This is a genomic window from Thiobacillus sp. (assembly GCF_030696885.1).
GTDB lineage: Bacteria > Pseudomonadota > Gammaproteobacteria > Burkholderiales > Thiobacillaceae > Thiobacillus.
Map to the genome: position 1 here is coordinate 20,402 of NZ_JAUYRI010000023.1, position 16,609 is coordinate 37,010.

Annotated in this window: 18 protein-coding genes; 13 read left to right on the forward strand and 5 right to left on the reverse strand. The window is 64.0% G+C overall.

All coding sequences use genetic code 11. The features are described from left to right. Positions 1 to 67 precede the first annotated feature (67 nt). Positions 68 to 1,792 carry an adenylate/guanylate cyclase domain-containing protein gene (locus Q8R61_RS11055; RefSeq protein WP_305537167.1) on the forward strand — a complete coding sequence of 575 codons (1,725 nt, stop codon included), beginning with the start codon at positions 68 to 70 and terminating at the stop codon, positions 1,790 to 1,792. A gap of 78 nt (positions 1,793 to 1,870) precedes the next feature. On the opposite strand, the gene Q8R61_RS11060 is transcribed toward Q8R61_RS11055, so the two are convergent. The 3 genes from Q8R61_RS11060 to Q8R61_RS11070 all read right to left on the reverse strand — a co-directional run bounded on the left by Q8R61_RS11060 (position 1,871) and on the right by Q8R61_RS11070 (position 3,932). Further along, on the reverse strand, positions 1,871 to 2,350 hold the full coding sequence (locus Q8R61_RS11060; protein ID WP_305537169.1) for a hypothetical protein: 480 nt from the start codon (positions 2,348 to 2,350) through the stop codon (positions 1,871 to 1,873). A 64-nt stretch (positions 2,351 to 2,414) separates the two neighbouring features. Beyond that, positions 2,415 to 2,717, reverse strand: a complete 303-nt coding sequence (locus tag Q8R61_RS11065; RefSeq protein WP_305537171.1) for a hypothetical protein — start codon at positions 2,715 to 2,717, stop codon at positions 2,415 to 2,417. 54 nt (positions 2,718 to 2,771) lie between these two features. Further along, positions 2,772 to 3,932, reverse strand: coding sequence for an MFS transporter (locus Q8R61_RS11070; RefSeq protein ID WP_305537173.1), 1,161 nt, complete (start codon positions 3,930 to 3,932; stop codon positions 2,772 to 2,774). 105 nt (positions 3,933 to 4,037) lie between these two features. On the opposite strand from Q8R61_RS11070, the gene Q8R61_RS11075 reads away from it, so the two are divergent. From Q8R61_RS11075 to Q8R61_RS11100, 6 genes are all read left to right on the forward strand, one after another. Beyond that, positions 4,038 to 5,240: a polysaccharide pyruvyl transferase family protein gene (locus Q8R61_RS11075; protein WP_305537174.1), complete on the forward strand. Its 1,203-nt coding sequence runs from the start codon at positions 4,038 to 4,040 to the stop codon at positions 5,238 to 5,240. A 34-nt stretch (positions 5,241 to 5,274) separates the two neighbouring features. Further along, a complete protein-coding gene (locus Q8R61_RS11080) occupies positions 5,275 to 7,719 on the forward strand; it encodes a Lon protease family protein (RefSeq protein ID WP_305537176.1) in 2,445 nt (814 codons plus the stop codon). Positions 7,720 to 7,785: 66 nt separating this feature from the next. Next, the gene (locus Q8R61_RS11085; protein WP_305537178.1) at positions 7,786 to 8,268 is read left to right on the forward strand and encodes an aminoacyl-tRNA deacylase; all 483 of its coding nucleotides are present in this window, start codon (positions 7,786 to 7,788) and stop codon (positions 8,266 to 8,268) included. Between the two features lie 126 nt (positions 8,269 to 8,394). Next, positions 8,395 to 8,925 carry a TIGR02281 family clan AA aspartic protease gene (locus Q8R61_RS11090; RefSeq protein WP_305537180.1) on the forward strand — a complete coding sequence of 177 codons (531 nt, stop codon included), beginning with the start codon at positions 8,395 to 8,397 and terminating at the stop codon, positions 8,923 to 8,925. Between the two features lie 157 nt (positions 8,926 to 9,082). After that, on the forward strand, positions 9,083 to 9,289 hold the full coding sequence (locus tag Q8R61_RS11095; RefSeq protein WP_018077615.1) for a cold-shock protein: 207 nt from the start codon (positions 9,083 to 9,085) through the stop codon (positions 9,287 to 9,289). Positions 9,290 to 9,359: 70 nt separating this feature from the next. Further along, positions 9,360 to 9,908 carry a YaeQ family protein gene (locus tag Q8R61_RS11100; protein ID WP_371133609.1) on the forward strand — a complete coding sequence of 183 codons (549 nt, stop codon included), beginning with the start codon at positions 9,360 to 9,362 and terminating at the stop codon, positions 9,906 to 9,908. A 1-nt stretch (position 9,909) separates the two neighbouring features. Here Q8R61_RS11100 and Q8R61_RS11105 read toward each other — a convergent pair whose 3' ends face one another. Both Q8R61_RS11105 and Q8R61_RS11110 read right to left on the reverse strand, forming a co-directional pair. Then, positions 9,910 to 10,464: a hypothetical protein gene (locus Q8R61_RS11105; protein WP_305537185.1), complete on the reverse strand. Its 555-nt coding sequence runs from the start codon at positions 10,462 to 10,464 to the stop codon at positions 9,910 to 9,912. A 42-nt stretch (positions 10,465 to 10,506) separates the two neighbouring features. Then, complete coding sequence (locus tag Q8R61_RS11110; RefSeq protein WP_305537187.1) at positions 10,507 to 11,382, reverse strand: SAM-dependent methyltransferase; 876 nt, start codon at positions 11,380 to 11,382, stop codon at positions 10,507 to 10,509. A 97-nt stretch (positions 11,383 to 11,479) separates the two neighbouring features. On the opposite strand from Q8R61_RS11110, the gene Q8R61_RS11115 reads away from it, so the two are divergent. The 6 genes from Q8R61_RS11115 to Q8R61_RS11140 form a co-directional block, all read left to right on the forward strand. Next, the gene (locus Q8R61_RS11115) at positions 11,480 to 12,226 is read left to right on the forward strand and encodes a sulfurtransferase (protein WP_305537189.1); all 747 of its coding nucleotides are present in this window, start codon (positions 11,480 to 11,482) and stop codon (positions 12,224 to 12,226) included. 19 nt (positions 12,227 to 12,245) lie between these two features. Next, positions 12,246 to 12,968 carry a ZIP family metal transporter gene (locus Q8R61_RS11120; protein WP_305537191.1) on the forward strand — a complete coding sequence of 241 codons (723 nt, stop codon included), beginning with the start codon at positions 12,246 to 12,248 and terminating at the stop codon, positions 12,966 to 12,968. Positions 12,969 to 13,234: 266 nt separating this feature from the next. After that, positions 13,235 to 14,290, forward strand: coding sequence for an efflux RND transporter periplasmic adaptor subunit (locus Q8R61_RS11125; RefSeq protein ID WP_305537193.1), 1,056 nt, complete (start codon positions 13,235 to 13,237; stop codon positions 14,288 to 14,290). A 1-nt stretch (position 14,291) separates the two neighbouring features. Beyond that, the gene (locus Q8R61_RS11130; protein WP_305537195.1) at positions 14,292 to 15,497 is read left to right on the forward strand and encodes an ABC transporter permease; all 1,206 of its coding nucleotides are present in this window, start codon (positions 14,292 to 14,294) and stop codon (positions 15,495 to 15,497) included. Next, positions 15,494 to 16,180 carry an ABC transporter ATP-binding protein gene (locus tag Q8R61_RS11135; RefSeq protein ID WP_305537197.1) on the forward strand — a complete coding sequence of 229 codons (687 nt, stop codon included), beginning with the start codon at positions 15,494 to 15,496 and terminating at the stop codon, positions 16,178 to 16,180. Before Q8R61_RS11130 ends, Q8R61_RS11135 begins: the two co-directional genes overlap by 4 nt. Before the next feature lie 90 nt (positions 16,181 to 16,270). After that, on the forward strand, positions 16,271 to 16,609 hold a 339-nt coding region (locus Q8R61_RS11140; protein WP_305537199.1), incomplete at its 3' end, for a hypothetical protein.

Here is a 16,609-nt window from a genome sequence, read left to right on the forward strand (position 1 = left end):
TAAATTCTGGATCGCCCCGGCGCCCTGCGCCTTGCGATGATGCGTCGGTGTTTTTGCGGAGAGCCCCATGCGCGTGCCCATCAGCCTGAAAATCTTCAGCATCACCATGGCCCTGCTGGTGCTGATGGTGGTCGTCACCTGGGTGTCGGTGCTCAACTTCCGTCAGCTCAACAACCAGGTGCGCGCGCTGTCCGACTGGTACCTGCCGCTGCAGCAGCAGGTGGCCAGCGTCGAAATCCTGATCCGCCAGCAGATCGTTCACATGGAGCGGGTGATGTCGGGCATGGAGGCGGCCCGGCCCGACCCTGACTACCTGGCGAAGGAATCGAACGGCTTCGACATGCGCGGGGTCAACGCCGATCAGATCGTCGACTCCTCGCTGCGCATGCTAGGCGAGGCCCAGGCGCAAAAGGACCTCAAGCTCGACCGCGCCACGCTCGCGGTGCTGGGCGAGCAGCTGCCCACGATCCAGACCGCGCGTCAGAATTTCCACCGAACCTTTCGCCTGTTCCAGATCGAGGCGGAGGAAGGCACCCCGCGTTCGCAGGACATCGTCCGCGAAACCCTGCTGCGCGAGAAGGACGCCGTCGACATCGAAATCGGCAAGACCATCGACATCCTCAACAAGCTGACCCAGGACACCGCCACCGAGGCCAAGAAGGAAGAGGCGCGCGCCACCACGCTCAACTGGATCATCACCGCGCTGGCCGCCGCGCTCGGCTTCCTCTCGGCGCTGTTCTTCACCCGCTCGCTGGTCAGTCCGATCAAGCGCCTGCTCGGCGGCACGCGCGCGGTGGAAGGCGGCAACCTGGAGGTTGAAATCCAGGTGCACTCGCGCGACGAGATCGCCACGCTCGCCACCTCGTTCAACCACATGGTCGTCGGCCTGCGCGAGAAGGAGCGTATCCGCGAAACCTTCGGGCAGTACGTCGACCCGCGCATCGTCAAGACCCTGCTGGAGAACCGCATCGGTGCCGACAAAGGCGAACGCCAGGTGATGACCGTGTTTTTCTCCGACCTCGAAGGCTTCACCCGGATGTGCGAAGGCCTCACCCCGGACGCCGCGGTGCGCTTCCTCAACCGCTATTTCTCCATGATGTCCGAAGTCGTCCGCGCCCAGCAGGGCATCGTCGACAAGTACATCGGCGACTCGGTCATGGCCTTCTGGGGCCCGCCCTTCACCGACCCCGCCGACCACGCGCGCCTCGGCTGCATCGCCGCACTCGACCAGATGGCGCGGCTGGAAGCCTTCCGCGCCTGGCTGCCCGAGATGTTCGGCGTCCGCGACAACGTGCCCGTGGTCAACGTCCGCATGGGCATCGCCAGCGGCGAAGTCACCGTCGGCAACATCGGCTCCGAAACCTCGCGTGGCTACACCGTCATCGGCGATACCGTGAACCTCGCCTCACGCCTGGAGCAGGCCAACAAGTTCTACGGCACCCGCATCCTGGCGAGCGAAGCGACGCGCACGCTGGCGGGTGACATGCTGGCCTTCCGCGAAATCGACAGCCTGCGCGTCGCCGGCAAGCTGGAAACGGTGCGGGTATACGAGTTGCTGGGGATGGCCGACGAATTGAGCGACACCGACCGGCAGCGGGTTCAGGCGTACGAAGCCGGGCTGGCGCACTACCGCGCGCAGGACTGGGATGCGGCCGAAGCGGCGTTCCGCGAATGCCTTGCGATCGAACCGAAGGATCAGCCAAGCCAGGTCATGCTGGCGCGGGTTGAGGCGTTCCGGCTGAAACCGCCGGGGGCGGGGTGGGATGGGGTTTGGGTGGCGAGCAGTAAGTAGAGAGCGCTTGTTTTGGCGCGGTAGGCGCCGAGCCCAGCGGCAGTCAGAGAGTTCCCAACCTCTAACACGAGCGTGTGGTCATGTTGCATCCCACTTTAGTTTGGCTAGATTCGCAAGCCTGCGAAGAACTTCATTGCATGCCGTTTCAAGTATTCCAAACCGTTGATTCGATAAGTAGGTGGATTCATGCGCGAGGAGATTGCGATAGCCAATAGCCAGCAGGAATAGCTCCCAGTTGTCCTCACCGAAATATTCCTTGGGCACCTCAACGCCCCGGAACTTGCAGTACTGTTCAACTAATGTCTGCGTTTTTCTGTTCTTGTATTTTGAGTAACAGGTGCGCAATTCTTCTTTACCTTGGTGCTCAACATGCATGGCTAGAGACCGAGCTAAAGCCTCAATCCCACCTACGAGCGTCACAAGGCGATTCGGGTTTGCCCCCGGATCCTCCAAACGTTCGCGAACGCGACCAAGTCGCTGTCTTGGGGTGGCCGTAATGTATTTATCTCGAAGCTCGTCAAGCTGTTTGCGGAGCTCTTGAATGCTGTTATCGGTCAAGACTATTCCTAACGCTGAAACGATTTGAACTGAGCTCAAGGGTTCAGCTTCGCATTCTTGCCAGCTACTCAACGACGCCCTCATCCCCATGACACGTACACGCCGGATCATTGCTGGTGGAGTTGTCGCAGCAGACGATCTTGCCGGCGCGGCAGCCGCAGATGCCTTTGTGCGCCTTGCAGCAGGCTGTCTGGATCTGGGCGAGGTGCATGCCCTTGCCCTGGGCCTGGGCGACGCAGGCTTCGGCGGAAATCGTTTTTTGCTGCATGGCAGCGGAGGTAACGTCTACCGTTGAATCGGCGGCGGCCGGCAGCATGAGGAAGGCCGGAACAATGGCCAGCAGGGCGAGCAGGGAACGGATGCGCATGGAAGTCTCCTGGAGAGAAGCGGGCTGCCCCACTATAGCCGATCAGGCGCGTCCTTAGGCATCGCGCAATAGCAACCCCAGCATCAGCGCGGCCGCCACCAGGATGGCCGCCAGCAGGGTGAAGGCACTGCCGTAGCCGGCGACGCCGACCATGAAGCCGGTGAGCACCGGGCCGATCGATTGGCCGACGTCCATCACCGTGCGCAGCACGCCCATCGACGAGCCGTAGCGGCCGTCTTTCGTGAGGTCGGCGACCAGCGCGGCGGTGGACGAGGTGACGGTGGCGAAGCCGAGGCCGAACACCAGGCTCAGCACCGATAGGCCGATGAAGTTCGGGAAATAGGGCAGCAGCACGACGCTCGCCGCGCCGATCAGCAAACCAGGCAGGATCACGCGGCGGCGCCCGACGCGGTCGGACACCCGGCCCATCAGTGGCTTGGCGAACACGATGCTGAGGAGTTGCGCGCCGAGGATGATGCCGATCTGCCACGCGGGGATGCCGAGCGAGGACGCATACAGCGCGAGGAAGGCTTCGATCGCGCCGAACACCAGGTACTGCGCGGCCTCCACCGTGCTGACCAGCATGATGCCGCGGTCGCGCAGCACCGTTCTCAGGCTGGACCAGAAACGCGGCAGTTCCAGTTTTGTCGTCGGGCGCGGTTCGTGGTCCTTGAGCAGCAGGCCGGCCGCCAGCGCCAGCACGCCGGCGATCGCGCAGGCGATGTACACCGCGCCAAAACTCCCCAGCGAAATCAGCGCGCCGCCGAGGAAGGGCGCGATCGAGCGGCCGACGATGGTGACCGAGGAATAGGTGGACAGCCGCGTTGCGCGATCGGCCGTATAGCGCGCGGCAATCGCCGCACTCGCCACCGTGCCGAAAATCGCGGTGGCGAAGCCGTGATAGAAGCGCACCGCCATCAGCTGCCAGGCGGTTTCGATCACCAGATACAGAAACGGCGCGGTGGCGAACACGACCAGGGACGCTAGCAGCACGCGCCGCTTGCCCAGATGGTCCGACAGCGCGCCGGCGGGGTAGCTGATCAGCACGCCGGGGATCGTGGAGGCCATTACGATCCAGCCGATCTCGGCCGGCGTGGCGTTGAGCGCGGCGGCGAACAGCGGCAGCACCGGCGTCTTCGCCAGCGTGGAGCTGAAGATGGCCAGCCCGCCGACGAGCGCGATCAGGACAAAGAAGGACGGCTGGGCGGATTTCATGGGTGGGTGTGTTGGCTTTTTTGCGAATGTAGTGCGAAATCGCGCCATGTGCGAAAAAATCATGCGCATGATGTCCACGTCTTCTTCATCCAGACCCAGCAGACAATGAACGCGAGTGTTCCGCCGGTCCTGTTCGGCGCCTTCGATCGCCACAACGTCGGCGACCTGCTGTTTCCGCATCTGCTGACGGCGCTGCTGCCGGGGCGGAGGTTTGCGTTTGCCGGGCTGGCGGCGCGCGATCTGCGTGCCTTCGGCGGTCATGATGTGAGGCCACTGCCGGCGCGGCCGACGCACCTGATCCATGCCGGCGGCGAGCTGCTGACCTGCAGCGCCTGGCAGGCGGCGGTCATGCTGCTCGATCCGGCCGCGGCGGTCGCGGCCATCGTGCGCTACGACAATGAACCCGCTGCGGCTGCTGCGTGGGCGGCGCGCCAGCTTGGCACGGCGCGAACCATGCCTTATGTGGTCGGGCGCGACGTACTTGCATCGGGCGCCAGGCTGATTTTCAACGCCGTCGGCGGCGTGGAGTGGAATGCACTGTCAGCCACGCAGCGGGACGAGGTGAAAGCCGCATTGCAGCAGGCAGACTGGCTCAGCGTGCGCGACCACGTCACCCGGGCTGCATTGCGTGCGGAAGGCATCGATGCGCCCTTGTGTCCCGACCCGGCGGTGATGGTCGCCGAATGCTTTGGCGAGACGATCCGGCGGCATCAAGACCAGGCCCCGGCGAAGACGATCTGCGATGCCTTCCCGCAGGGCTATCTCGCCTGCCAGTTCAGCACGGAGTTTGCCGATGACGCCAGCCTGGATGCGCTGGCGCAGGGGCTGTCGCGGGTGACTGCGGCGACCGGCCTGGGCGTGGCGCTGTTCTGCGCCGGCACGGCGCCGTGGCACGACGATCCGGCGCTCTACGAAAAGCTGCAGCGCCGGCTGCCGACCGGCACGGCTCAGCGGTTTCCGTCGCTGCATCTGTGGGACATCTGCGCGCTGATCGCCGCCAGCCGCGGCGTGCTTGCCAGCAGCCTCCACGGCCGCATCGTTGCGCTGGCTTATGGCCTGCCGCGGGTCAGCCTCGCGCCGCCGCAGCAGGGCGCGCGTCCGGACAAACGGGCCGCCTTTGCCGAAACCTGGGAACCGGACGCGGTGCCGCGCAGCGTGGCCGCCGACCGCATCGCGCCCGCGCTGATGCAGGCGCTGGCGCTGCCCGCCAGCCTGCTGCGCGAGAACGCATCCCACCTGTGTGCGCACTACCTGCAGAGCCAGGCGCACTGGGCCGGCCTGTTGCCGCCTGCAGGACTTGCGCAATAATCCGAACACCCCCCCACAGATCCGACCTCACACCATGCCGACTGCTTCCCTGTCTCCCGCTGAGCTGCGCCTGACCCTCGACCCTGCGTCATTGGGGTTTGCGGATACGTCCGAACTGATCGGGGAACCGTTGCCATGGATCGGGCAGGTGCGCGCCGAGGCGGCCGCGCGCTTCGGGCTCGGCATGGACGCGCCCAATTACAACCTGTTCGTGCTGGGCGAAGTCGGCAGCGGCCGTTCTTCGCTGCTCAAACAGGCGATGCACGAGGTGGCGGCGACAAAACGGGTGCCGCCCGACCTCTGCTACCTGCACAACTTCGACGCACCCGAGCGGCCGCTGGCGCTCCGGCTGCCGGCCGGCGAGGGGCGGCTGCTGCGGCAGTCGCTGGCGCAGGCGGTGAAGACGCTGCAGGGCGAAATTCCGCAGCGACTGGAAGGCCAGGACTTCAAGGCCGAGAGCGAGCGCATCGAACAGGCCTGGAAGCACGAGGTGGCGCGGCACTATGCCGAGCTGACCGCGTTTGCCGAGGCACGCAGTTTTTCGCTGCATCGCGAAGCCGGTCGCATGCTGTTCACGCTCACCGGCAAGAAGGGGCTGGCGCTGACCGAGGACGAGGTGCTGGCGCTGCCGAAGGCGCGGCGCGCCGCAGTCGAGCAGGCCGAGCAGGAGCTGCGCGCCGAGATCACCCGCTATATCGAGAAGACCCAGCCGCTCGAACGCGCGATGAACGAGGCGCTGGCCGCGTTGCGGCGGCAGGTGGTGAAGCCGCTGGTCGAGCGCGAACTGCAGGCGATCCGCGCCGGACTGAAGAAGCAGATCAAGGACGCCGCCAAGCTCAACGCCTGGCTCGACGCGCTGGAACAAGACGTGCTCGACAACGTGGAACTGTTCAGCGGCAGCGAGGACGACGAGGAACGACTGGCGGCGCTGCATTTCGCGCTGGCGCGCTACCGCGTCAACCTGGTGGTCGACAACGGCGGGCTTGCCGGCGCGCCGGTGATCGTCGAGGACAACCCCTTGTTCCGCTCGCTGTTCGGCAGTATCGAATATCAGGCCGAGAGCGACGTGCTGATGACCGACTTCTCGCGCATCCGTGCCGGCAGCCTGCTGCAGGCGCACGGCGGCTTTCTGATGCTGCACCTGCGCGACGTGCTGGCCGATGCGCTGGTGTGGGAGAAGCTGCGGCGTTTTCTGCGCAGCGGACGGCTGCAGATCGAGGAGCCCGGCGTGTCGTTCTCGCCGATCGCTGCGGTGTCGCTGGCGCCGGAAGCGGTCGACGTCGAGGTGAAGATCGTGCTGATCGGTTCGCGCGAACAGTACTACGAGCTGCAGGATGCGGCGCCCGAATTCGCCCGCCACTTTCGCGCCAAGATCGACTTTGCCGACAGCTTTATCGCCAGCGCCGACACCCGGCGCGCGTCGGCGATCTTCGTCGCCCACACCTGCCGCGAACATGGTCTGCCGCATTTCTCGGCGGCGGCGGTGGCACGCCTGATCGAGGAATCGCACCGCGAGGCCGCCGACCAGACGCGCGAGAGCGCGATTTTTGCCCGCACCGAGGCGCTGGTGATGGAAAGCGCGGCGATCTGCCGTGCGCGTGGGCCGGGCCTGGTGACGGCGGCCGACGTCGAGACGGCGCTGGCCGCGCATGCCGCCCGGCACGATTATCCCGAGCAGCGCCTGCGCGAGGAAATCGCCGAGGGCGATATCCTGATCGAATGCACCGGCGCACGGGTGGGACAGCTCAACGGGCTGACCCAGATCGACCTCGGCGACGCCCGCTTCGGTCTGCCGGTGCGGCTGTCCGCGCGCACCTATGCCGGCGAGGACGGCCTGCTCAACATCGAACGCGAGGTCGAGCTGTCCGGCCCGATCCACGACAAGGGCGTGTTCATCCTGCAGAACTACCTGGCGGCGCTGTTCGCGCATCTGGCGCCGCTGTCGCTCAATGCCTCGATCGTGTTCGAGCAGCAATATCACGGCGTGGAAGGTGATTCCGCCTCGTGCGCCGAACTCTATGCGCTGCTGTCGGCGCTGTCCGGCCTGCCGCTCGCGCAGGGCATCGCGGTCACCGGCGCGGTCAATCAGCACGGCGACGTGCTGCCGGTGGGCGGCATCAACGAAAAAATCGAGGGCTGGTTCCGCGTCTGCGAGACCGCCGGGCTGGACGGCAGCCAGGGCGTGCTGATTCCGACCCGCAACCGCCGCCACCTGATGCTGGCGCCGCACGTGGTCGCGGCGGTGGAGGCAGGGCGCTTCCACATCCATGCCGCCGACCACGTGGACGCCGGCATGGAACTGTTGACCGGCATGGCGGCGGGCGCGCTCAACGCGGCCGGGCACTACCCGCACGACAGCGTGCTGGGGCACGCGCAGGAGACGCTGCTGGCCTACCGCCGTGCCGTCCTGCAACAGGATCACCCGAAGCCGGCTCGCCGGCATTTTCTGCGTACCGGCGAGCATCCGCGGCGGCGCTAGCGCGTCAGCGGGCGGCCGGTGCTGGTCTATAGTGGAAGCTGACCGACCGTTTGCAAGGAGACGATCATGAACCCAATGCATCGCATGGAGCGATTTCTCGATCAGCACATGATTCCGTTCGAGATCGTGTCGCATCCGCATTCCCACACCAGTGCCGAAACCGCCCGCGCGGCGGGCCTGCCGCCCGGCCGCCTGGTCAAGGGCGTACTGCTGGATGGCACCGACTGCCAGATGGTGGCGATGATCCCCGCCGACCAGGAAGTCCATCTCGGCAAGCTGGGGCTTGATCACGGCGTCGAGTTCAGCCTGGCCGACGAGGAAAGCGTGAGCCGCCTGTTCAGCGAATGCGCGCCCGGCGTGGTCCCCGGCCTGCCCAATGCCTGGGGGGTGGAAATGGTGTGGGATGACGATTTGATGACGCAACCAGATGTCTATCTGGAAGCCGGCGACCACGAGCGTCTGCTGCGCATCGAAACCCGCTTTCTGCGCGAAGCCTTCGGCGACGCGCCGCACTGTCATTTCTGCCAGCCGCGCATGCACACGCACTGACCCGCGCCCGCTCCTGCAGGCGGGTCGGTCGGGCCGGGATTTGATTCGGCGCAGGATTCGATTAGGCTAGGCGTTCTGCGCTCCAGCCGGGGCGAACGATCGATCGCCTGACGGGTCCCACCTGCCGTGAACGCCAACGAAAACGACACCTCATACAATCCGCATCGCGCAATGGGCCGTGGCATGGCCTGGGTTGCCAGCCTGCTGCTGCTGGGCCTGCTCTACCTGTTTTTTGAAGGCAGCCTGCAGGCGCGCGACCATCCCAATCGCCAGTTGCAGATCGCGCCCGGCACCGAGTTGACGCTCAAGCGCAACCGGGCTGGCCACTACGTGTTTCCCGGCACCATCAATGGCGAGGCCGTCACTTTTCTGCTCGATACCGGCGCCACCCTGGTGTCGGTGCCGGCGCACCTCGGTTCCGGACTGGGGCTGAAAGCGGGCGCGCCGATGCCGGCGATCACCGCCAACGGCACCGTGATGACGCGGGCGACCCGGATCGACACGCTGGCATTCGGGCCGTTCGAAATCGCCGGCGTGCATGCCAGCCTCAATCCCGGCATGGGGGGTGATCAGGTCCTGCTGGGCATGAGCGTGCTGAAACATCTGGAATTTACCCAGCGTGGAGACACCCTGATCCTGCGTGCGTTAGGGAGCTGATCGAAAAAAGCGCTTGGTCATCCAGATTTTCTGTGATATCAATGCAGCATCTGTTGGATTCAAGCTCTAAATTGCCGTACCTCTGGTAAGCGTTTTCCTTGAAATTCGATCGATAGGGCATGTCGCCCAATTTTTTTAGATAGATAGGAAACAAAAGATGGAAACGGGTACTGTTAAGTGGTTCAACGATGCAAAAGGTTTTGGTTTCATCACCCCGGATAACGGCGGCGAAGATCTGTTTGCACACTTCTCTGCAATCAACTCCAGCGGCTTCAAGTCCCTGCAGGAAAACCAGAAGGTCAGCTTCGAAGTGACCACTGGCCCCAAGGGCAAGCAAGCTTCCAACATCCAGGTCGTGTCGTAATTTCTCCGACCTGATGTGAGAAAAACCCCGGCTTGCCGGGGTTTTTTTTGTCTGTAAATTTTGAGTACGCATGCCCATGGCGCTTAAAGCCACCATCTACAAAGCCGATCTGCAGATAGCCGACATGGACCGCCATGTCTACGGCGACCACGCGCTGACCATCGCGCGCCACCCCTCCGAAACCGACGAACGCATGATGGCGCGGGTGCTGGCCTATGCGCTGTACGCCCAGGATGGCATCGCCTTCACCAAGGGCCTGTTCGACGTCGACGAGCCGGAAGTGTGGGTGAAGAACCTGGCCGGCGAGATCACCCTGTGGATCGACCTCGGCCAGCCGGACGATGCGCGCATCCGCCGCGCCTGCGGCCGCGCCGACCAGGTCGTGGTGCTGTGCTACAGCAGCGGCTGCGAGGTGTGGTGGAAGCAGATCGCCAGCAAGCTCACCCGTTTTGACAACCTGACTGTGCTGCAACTGCCCGCCGACACCACTCAGGCATTGGCGGCGCTGGCTGAGCGCAGCATGCGCCTGCAGTGCATGGTGCAGGACGGCGAAATCTGGATCAGAACGGATACGCAGAGCGTGCCGGTAAAGCTGGTTTCCCTGCTCCCGGCCGCCTGAGTCATTTGGCCGGCGGGCAGTTCCGGGTACAGACTGTTTCGCTCACCCGCTGGCCGCCGCAACCGACGAAACAGCTGTCGTAGGCGGGCAGGCAGCCGCAGTCTTCCTGACAGTTCGACTTCACCAGATGCGCCCGCACACCTTCGCGCGTCGGCATCACCGGCTCGCGGTAGGGCGGCGGAAACACCGGAAACGGCTGCATCCAGTACGGATGGTGGAAGGACGGGCCGTACCACCAGTTGAGCTGCATTTGCAGCTCGTAGTGGCGCAAGGCCGCCGCATAGTGCCTGAGTTCGAGTGCGTACTGCTGCAGCGCCTCGGTATAGCGTGCCTCCACCTGCGGTTCGATCGCGGCCGAACAGGCCTGGTAGCGGGCCTGACAATCCGTCTGGCAGGCGATTTTCTGGGTTTCGCACCCCGCCACGCAGGCGCGGCCCTGCGCATCGGCCGGCGGGATCAGGCGGACCGTCGTCTGGTATTGCGGCGTGGCGCAGCCCGCCACCACGGCGGTCAGGGCCAGCACGGCGAAGAAACGGGTCAGGGAGGGCAGGCGCATCGGGCAATCCGGTAACAATGCTTGCGTGAAGCATAGGCATTATTAGGGAGTCAGAAAGCGCCCTTCGAGTTCCTGCAGATTCAGTTCCTGCAGGATCTGCTGCAGGCGTTCGCGTGCGTTGCGGCGCGGCGCGTCGGTGCGGGTGGCGACGATCAGTTCGTTCTTCAGCGAATGCTCCCAGCCCACCAGTTCGGTGACGGTGACCTGGTAGCCGTGCGCTTCCAGCTGCAGGCAGCGCAGCACGTTGGTGAGCTGGCTGCCGAATTCTCGGGTGTGGATCGGGTGGCGCCAGATTTCGGACAGCGGGGTTTTGCCGAAGGATTCGTTCTTGTGTTTTCTCAGCACGGCGGCGACTTCGGCCTGGCAACACGGCACCAGCACGATGTGGCGCGCCTGTTTGGCGAGTGCGAACTGGATGGCGTCGTCGGTCGCGGTGTTGCAGGCATGCAGCGCGGTGACGATGTCGATGGTGGCGGGGAGCTGTTCCGAGCCGATCGACTCGGCCACCGTCACGTTGAGGAAGGACATGCGCGGAAAGTCCAGCCGCGCCGCCAGTTCGCGCGACTTTTCCACCAGCTCGTCGCGCGTCTCGATGCCGTAGATGTGGGCGCCGGGTCGTTCCTTAAGATACAGGTCATAGAGGATGAAGCCCAAGTAGGACTTGCCGGCGCCGTGGTCGGCCAACGTCAGCGTGTCCTGCCGGCCCAGCACCTCGTCGAGCAGCGGCTCGATGAACTGGCACAGGTGGTAGACCTGCTTCAGCTTGCGGCGGCTGTCCTGGTTGAGCTTGCCGTCGCGCGTCAGGATGTGCAGTTCCTTCAGCAATTCGATCGACTGGCCGGGGCGCAGCACCTCGGCCAACGGGTCGGTGAAAACCGTTTTTGGTGCAGTCGCGGCAGAGGAGAGGCGGCGTTTCATGGTCAGGACAGAGCAGGGGGAAGGCCAAAGGGTATCAAAACCCCCGACAGGGCAGTACCGCTTCGTATAATGCCGGCTTGCTGAAGAGGTTTTTGCCGTGTCCGTCGTCAATATTTCCTGCTACAAATTTGTTTCTCTCGCCGATCGCGAGACGCTCAAGGTCGATCTCACCGCGCGCTGCCAGGCGCTGGGTTTGCTGGGTACCATCCTGCTCGCGCCGGAAGGCATCAATGTATTCCTCGCGGGGTCGCGCGCGGCGATCGACGCCATCGTCGCCCACCTGCGCGCCGATCCGCGCTTTGCCGATCTCGCGCCGAAGGAGAGCCTGTCGGCCGAGCCGCCGTTCAAAAGAATGCGGGTGCGGCTGAAAAAGGAAATCATCACCATGAAGCACCCGCTGATCCGGCCGGAAGCGGGGCGCGCGCCTTCGGTGGCCGCGGCTACGCTGAAGCAGTGGCTGGATCGCGGCTGCGACGACGCCGGCCGCCCGGTGGTGATGCTCGATACGCGCAATGATTACGAAGTGGAAGCGGGCAGCTTCGACAATGCCGTCGATTACCACATCGGCGTATTCAGCGAATTCCCCCCGCAGATCGCCCAACACCGCGACGACTTCGCCGGCAAGACCGTGGTGTCGTTCTGCACCGGCGGCATCCGCTGTGAAAAGGCCGCCATCCACATGAAGGCCATCGGCATCGAACACGTCTACCAGCTCGAAGGCGGCATTCTCAAATACTTCGAGGACGTCGGCGGTGCCCACTACCACGGTGATTGCTTCGTGTTCGACGAGCGCGAGGCGGTGAGCGCCGACCTGCAGCCGGCGTCCGGGCGAATCCACCGCTAAGTCGAACGAGCAGGGCGCCATGAACGAAATCGCCGCGATCCTGCTCTTCACCCTCGCCGCCGGCGCCTGCATCCCGCTGGGCGGTTTCATCGCCAGTTTCGAGCACATTCATTCACGCTGGCTGGAGCAGGAATTGCGGCATTCCGTCATCGCGCTCGGCGGCGGCATCCTGCTCGGCGCGGTCGCGATCGTGCTGGTGCCGGAAGGCATTGCGAGCATGAATGGGTCGATGCTCGCTATCCCGCTCGTTCTGGGCGGCGGCCTGACGTTTTTCGTGATCGAGCGCGCACTCGGCCTGCATCGGCACGAGTCGCCGCAGGTCATGGGCATGCTGCTGGACTATGTGCCCGAGGCCATTGCCATTGGCGGCCTGATCTCACTCGGCTCGCCCGCCGCTCCGCTGCTGGCCCTGCTGATCGGCCTGCAGAACCTGCCCGAAGGCTTCAATGCCTTTCGCGAACTGCATGCGACGGGGCAACGCAGCGCACGCCGTACCCTACTCATCATGGTGTCGCTGGTCGCCATCGGCCCGATCGCCGGTCTTGGCGGCTACTACCTGCTGGCAGATTTTCCCGCGGCGCTCGGTGCCATCATGCTCTTCGCCTCCGGCGGTCTTCTCTACCTCATCTTCCAGGACATCGCCCCGCAGTCGCGCCTCAACCGCCACTGGGCGCCACCGCTCGGCGCGGTAATTGGCTTCAGCGTGGCGTTGTTCGGGGATATGGTGATGCGGGGCGGGTGATTTGCTGCGTTGTTTCGATTGGCAGCGTTAGGGGCAGCAGGCGGCCAAGAGCGGAAGTAAGGTTGAGACACCCGACTGCCTCATGTTCGGCCTGAACTGTCACTGAGAGCTCGCAACTGGGGGGCTGCTCCTTTTCGTGTGGCAGCCGTTCAACCATTGCCTCCCTTTCAATCAATCCTTATATGGCTTCGGCAGGTTCACGATTGCGCGCTCTATTGCATTGAGCCCTCAAGTCGCGCGTTAATGCATGGTAGGGTGAACACTGAATGAAAATGAACGCACGAAAACTTTTTCTCGCGGCGCTGGCCATAATTGTGCTGGCTGCGGCGGGTTACTGGCTGCTGGCGCCGCGAGAAAAGGAAGTGACCACCTTCGTTGTAAAGACGGTGCCCGCCGAACGGATTCTGGCGGTCAATGGACGGATCAGGCCAAGGCTCCAGGTGGATATCCGCCCAACGCTGGGCGGTGAGCTTGTCGCCTTGCCCTTCGATGTCGGCGACCGGGTGGAGGCGGGGCAAATTCTCGCGCGGATCGATGACGCGCCGGAAACGGCGGCGATTGCCGAGGCCGAAGCATCGGTACAGACGCAGCAAGCAACGCTTGCCCAGGCACGGCGCGAACTCGCCCGTTTCGAGGCGCTGAGTCAGTACGCAATCAGGCGTGATGTCGAGCAACGACGCCTTGCGGTGGTTGAAGGGGAGCGGGAACTGAGCCGCCGTCGCGCCAGCTTGATGCATGCGCGCGAATTGCGCGACCGCCGGGTCCTGCGCGCACCCTTTGCAGGCGTGATCCTTGAACGCCCCGTCGATCCCGGCCAGACAGTGGGTCTCGAAAGTGTCATCTATCGCCTGGCCGATCTTTCAAGTCCGGAAGTCACGATCGAGGTTGACGAGATCTATGCCGCGGAAATCCGCCCGGGAATCGAGGCAATGGTCAGCTTGCCGGGGCAAGACCGTCAGTTGAGGGCGAAAGTGCTGCATGTCGAACCCCGCGTCGATCCGGCCACGGGTGCGCGCGATGTTCGCTTGGGCCTGGTTGATGCGGCGATCGATGCGCCTTCAGGCCTAACCGTTACGGTCAATCTGGTCATCGAAAAGCGGGATCGCGCCATCAGCGTGCCCCGAAACGCCATCGTCCAGTCCGGTAGCACAGCCAAGGTCAGGGTTGTCGGCGACGATGATGTCGTGATCGAGCGCCCGATCAGTTTCGTCGATTGGCCTGCTGAAGAGGTGATCGTCACCAGCGGAATCAAGCCCGGCGAGCGCATCCTTACCGATCCCGATTCGGCGCAGCCGGGTGAAAAGATCCGGAGGGCGGAATAGGTTGAACCCCTATGCGGTCAAGCTCGCCATCCGGCACCTATTGTCCCATCCGGGACAGACCGCGTTGCTGATGGCGGGCGTGGCTCTGGGCGTCAGCGTATTCATCTTCATGAGCGCGCTCATCGGCGGGTTGGCGACCCTGCTCACATTGAGGACGGTGGGCAGCATCCCGCATATCGTGCTGGAAATGCCCGATCGCGATCCCGCGACACTGTCCCCCAATGCGCACAAACATGTCGTGCTTCAAAAAGACCTCAGCCGGCGCGACCAGATTGCCATCTGGCAGCCTGTCATCCCGATCATCGAGCAGACTTCGGGTGTCACCGCCGTATCGCCGCAAATCCGGGGCTCCGCCTTTGTCGAACGGGGACAGACCGTGGCACCCGTGGGCGTGATCGGGGTGATGCCCGGCAAGCTGTCCGACATTGCCAATATCGAAGCGGCCATTGTAGATGGCAGCAGTAACCTGCCTGCGGACGGTATCCTGATCGGCAGTCGACTCGCGCGCGATCTGGGCCTTAGGGTGGGACAGGTGATCCGCCTGAGTTCCGATCGAGGGCGGACGCGCAGTTTCCGCATTGGCGGTATCTTCACCCTGGGCATAGCCAGCGCCGATCGTCAGGCGGTCTATATGAATTTCACTACCGCCCGCGCCCTGTATGACTTGTCGACCGGGATTTCCCGGATCGAGATCAAGGTGGAACCCGCTACCGACGCGGCCGACATCGCTGAACGCTTGCGGCGGTCCACCGGCCTGAAGGCCACCGCCTGGACTGAAGACAACGCCCAGCTATTCGAAGGGCTGGATGCGCAGGCGCGTACCGGCACCATCATCAAGGCCTTTTCCCTGGTCACCATCATAGTTGGCATCGCCAGCGCGATGCTGTTGTCCATTGTCAGGCGGCAATCCGAGATCGGCATTATGCGGGCGATGGGCGCCAGCAATGGACTGGTGATCTCGATCTTCGTTCTGGAAGGCACGCTGATCGGATTCATCGGGGCGATCGTCGGCGCAGTCGCCGCATGGTTCGCCCTCCTGCCACTGCCGCCGGTGACCGAGGTCAGCAGCGGGGGACTGCCAATCGACCGGCAACAGGGCGATTTCCTGTTGGCGATTACGCTGACCACCCTTGCGGCAACGCTTGCATCGATCCTTCCCGCCCGCCGCGCTGCCCGTATCGACCCGGTGGAGGCGATCGGGGCATGAGCGCGCAAGCGATCTTTTCCGTCAGCGGCCTGACCAAGCGCTTTGCCGAAGGCGAGGCCGAGGTGCTCGTTCTCAAGGGCATCGACCTTTCGATGACGGCCGGCGAAATGACCGCGCTGCTGGGCCCGTCCGGTTCGGGTAAAAGCACATTGCTGACCATTCTGGGCACGCTGATGCGCGCGAGCGGGGGTACCCACGAGATGCTGGGCGTGGATCTGATGCAGGCCAGCGAAGCGCAGCGCACCGAATTCCGCAGCAAGCACCTGGGCTTCGTTTTCCAGTTTCATCACTTGCTGTCTGATCTCTCGGCACTTGAGAACGTGATGATGCCCGCGGCCTCCGCCGCCGGCCGCGAAACGCCCGCCATGCGGGAACGGGCGATGGAATTGCTTGATGCCGTAGGGCTCCCGGACCGCATGAATTACCGTCCATCGGCCATGTCCGGTGGTCAGCGCCAGCGTGTCGCAGTGGCCCGTGCGCTGATCAACAACCCGGTTCTGGTTCTAGCAGACGAGCCCACCGGCAATCTCGATCGGCAATCGGCCGACCAGGTGATGGACCTGATCCGTTCTATCAATCAGACCATGGCCACCAGCTTCCTGATCTCAACCCATGACGAGCATATCGCGGCGCAATGCTCGCGCCGGATCGAACTTCTCGATGGCCGGATAATCCGATCATGATCATCCAAGGGAAGCAGCGGCTGCGATATGATTCCCCGCGCCGCACCCCGTGATTTCCGTGGTAAGCAGGCGTCCTGTTTTGGAGGTTCGATGAAACTTAAGGTATCGACTCGCACAAGTTCGATGGTGTTCACCCTGGCCCTCGCGACAGCTGGCGCGGCGCAAGCCCAGGAGACGGGTTGGCGACCCTACCTCTCGGTCACCCCGGTCTATCAGGGTGAGGGCGATCTTGACGGCGGTGGTCACTACACCGCGCAGAGCGCGATTGTGCGCATGGGCGTTTCGAGCGACCTCGGTCGCGGCAACCGTGCCGGCGTGACACTCAACTACGATTACACGGACTATTCATTCTCGAACCCAGTCCGCTTCGGCAACGTTGCGCCATGGAATATAGTGCAACGTTACGGCGTATCGGTCCCCCTCTCGTTT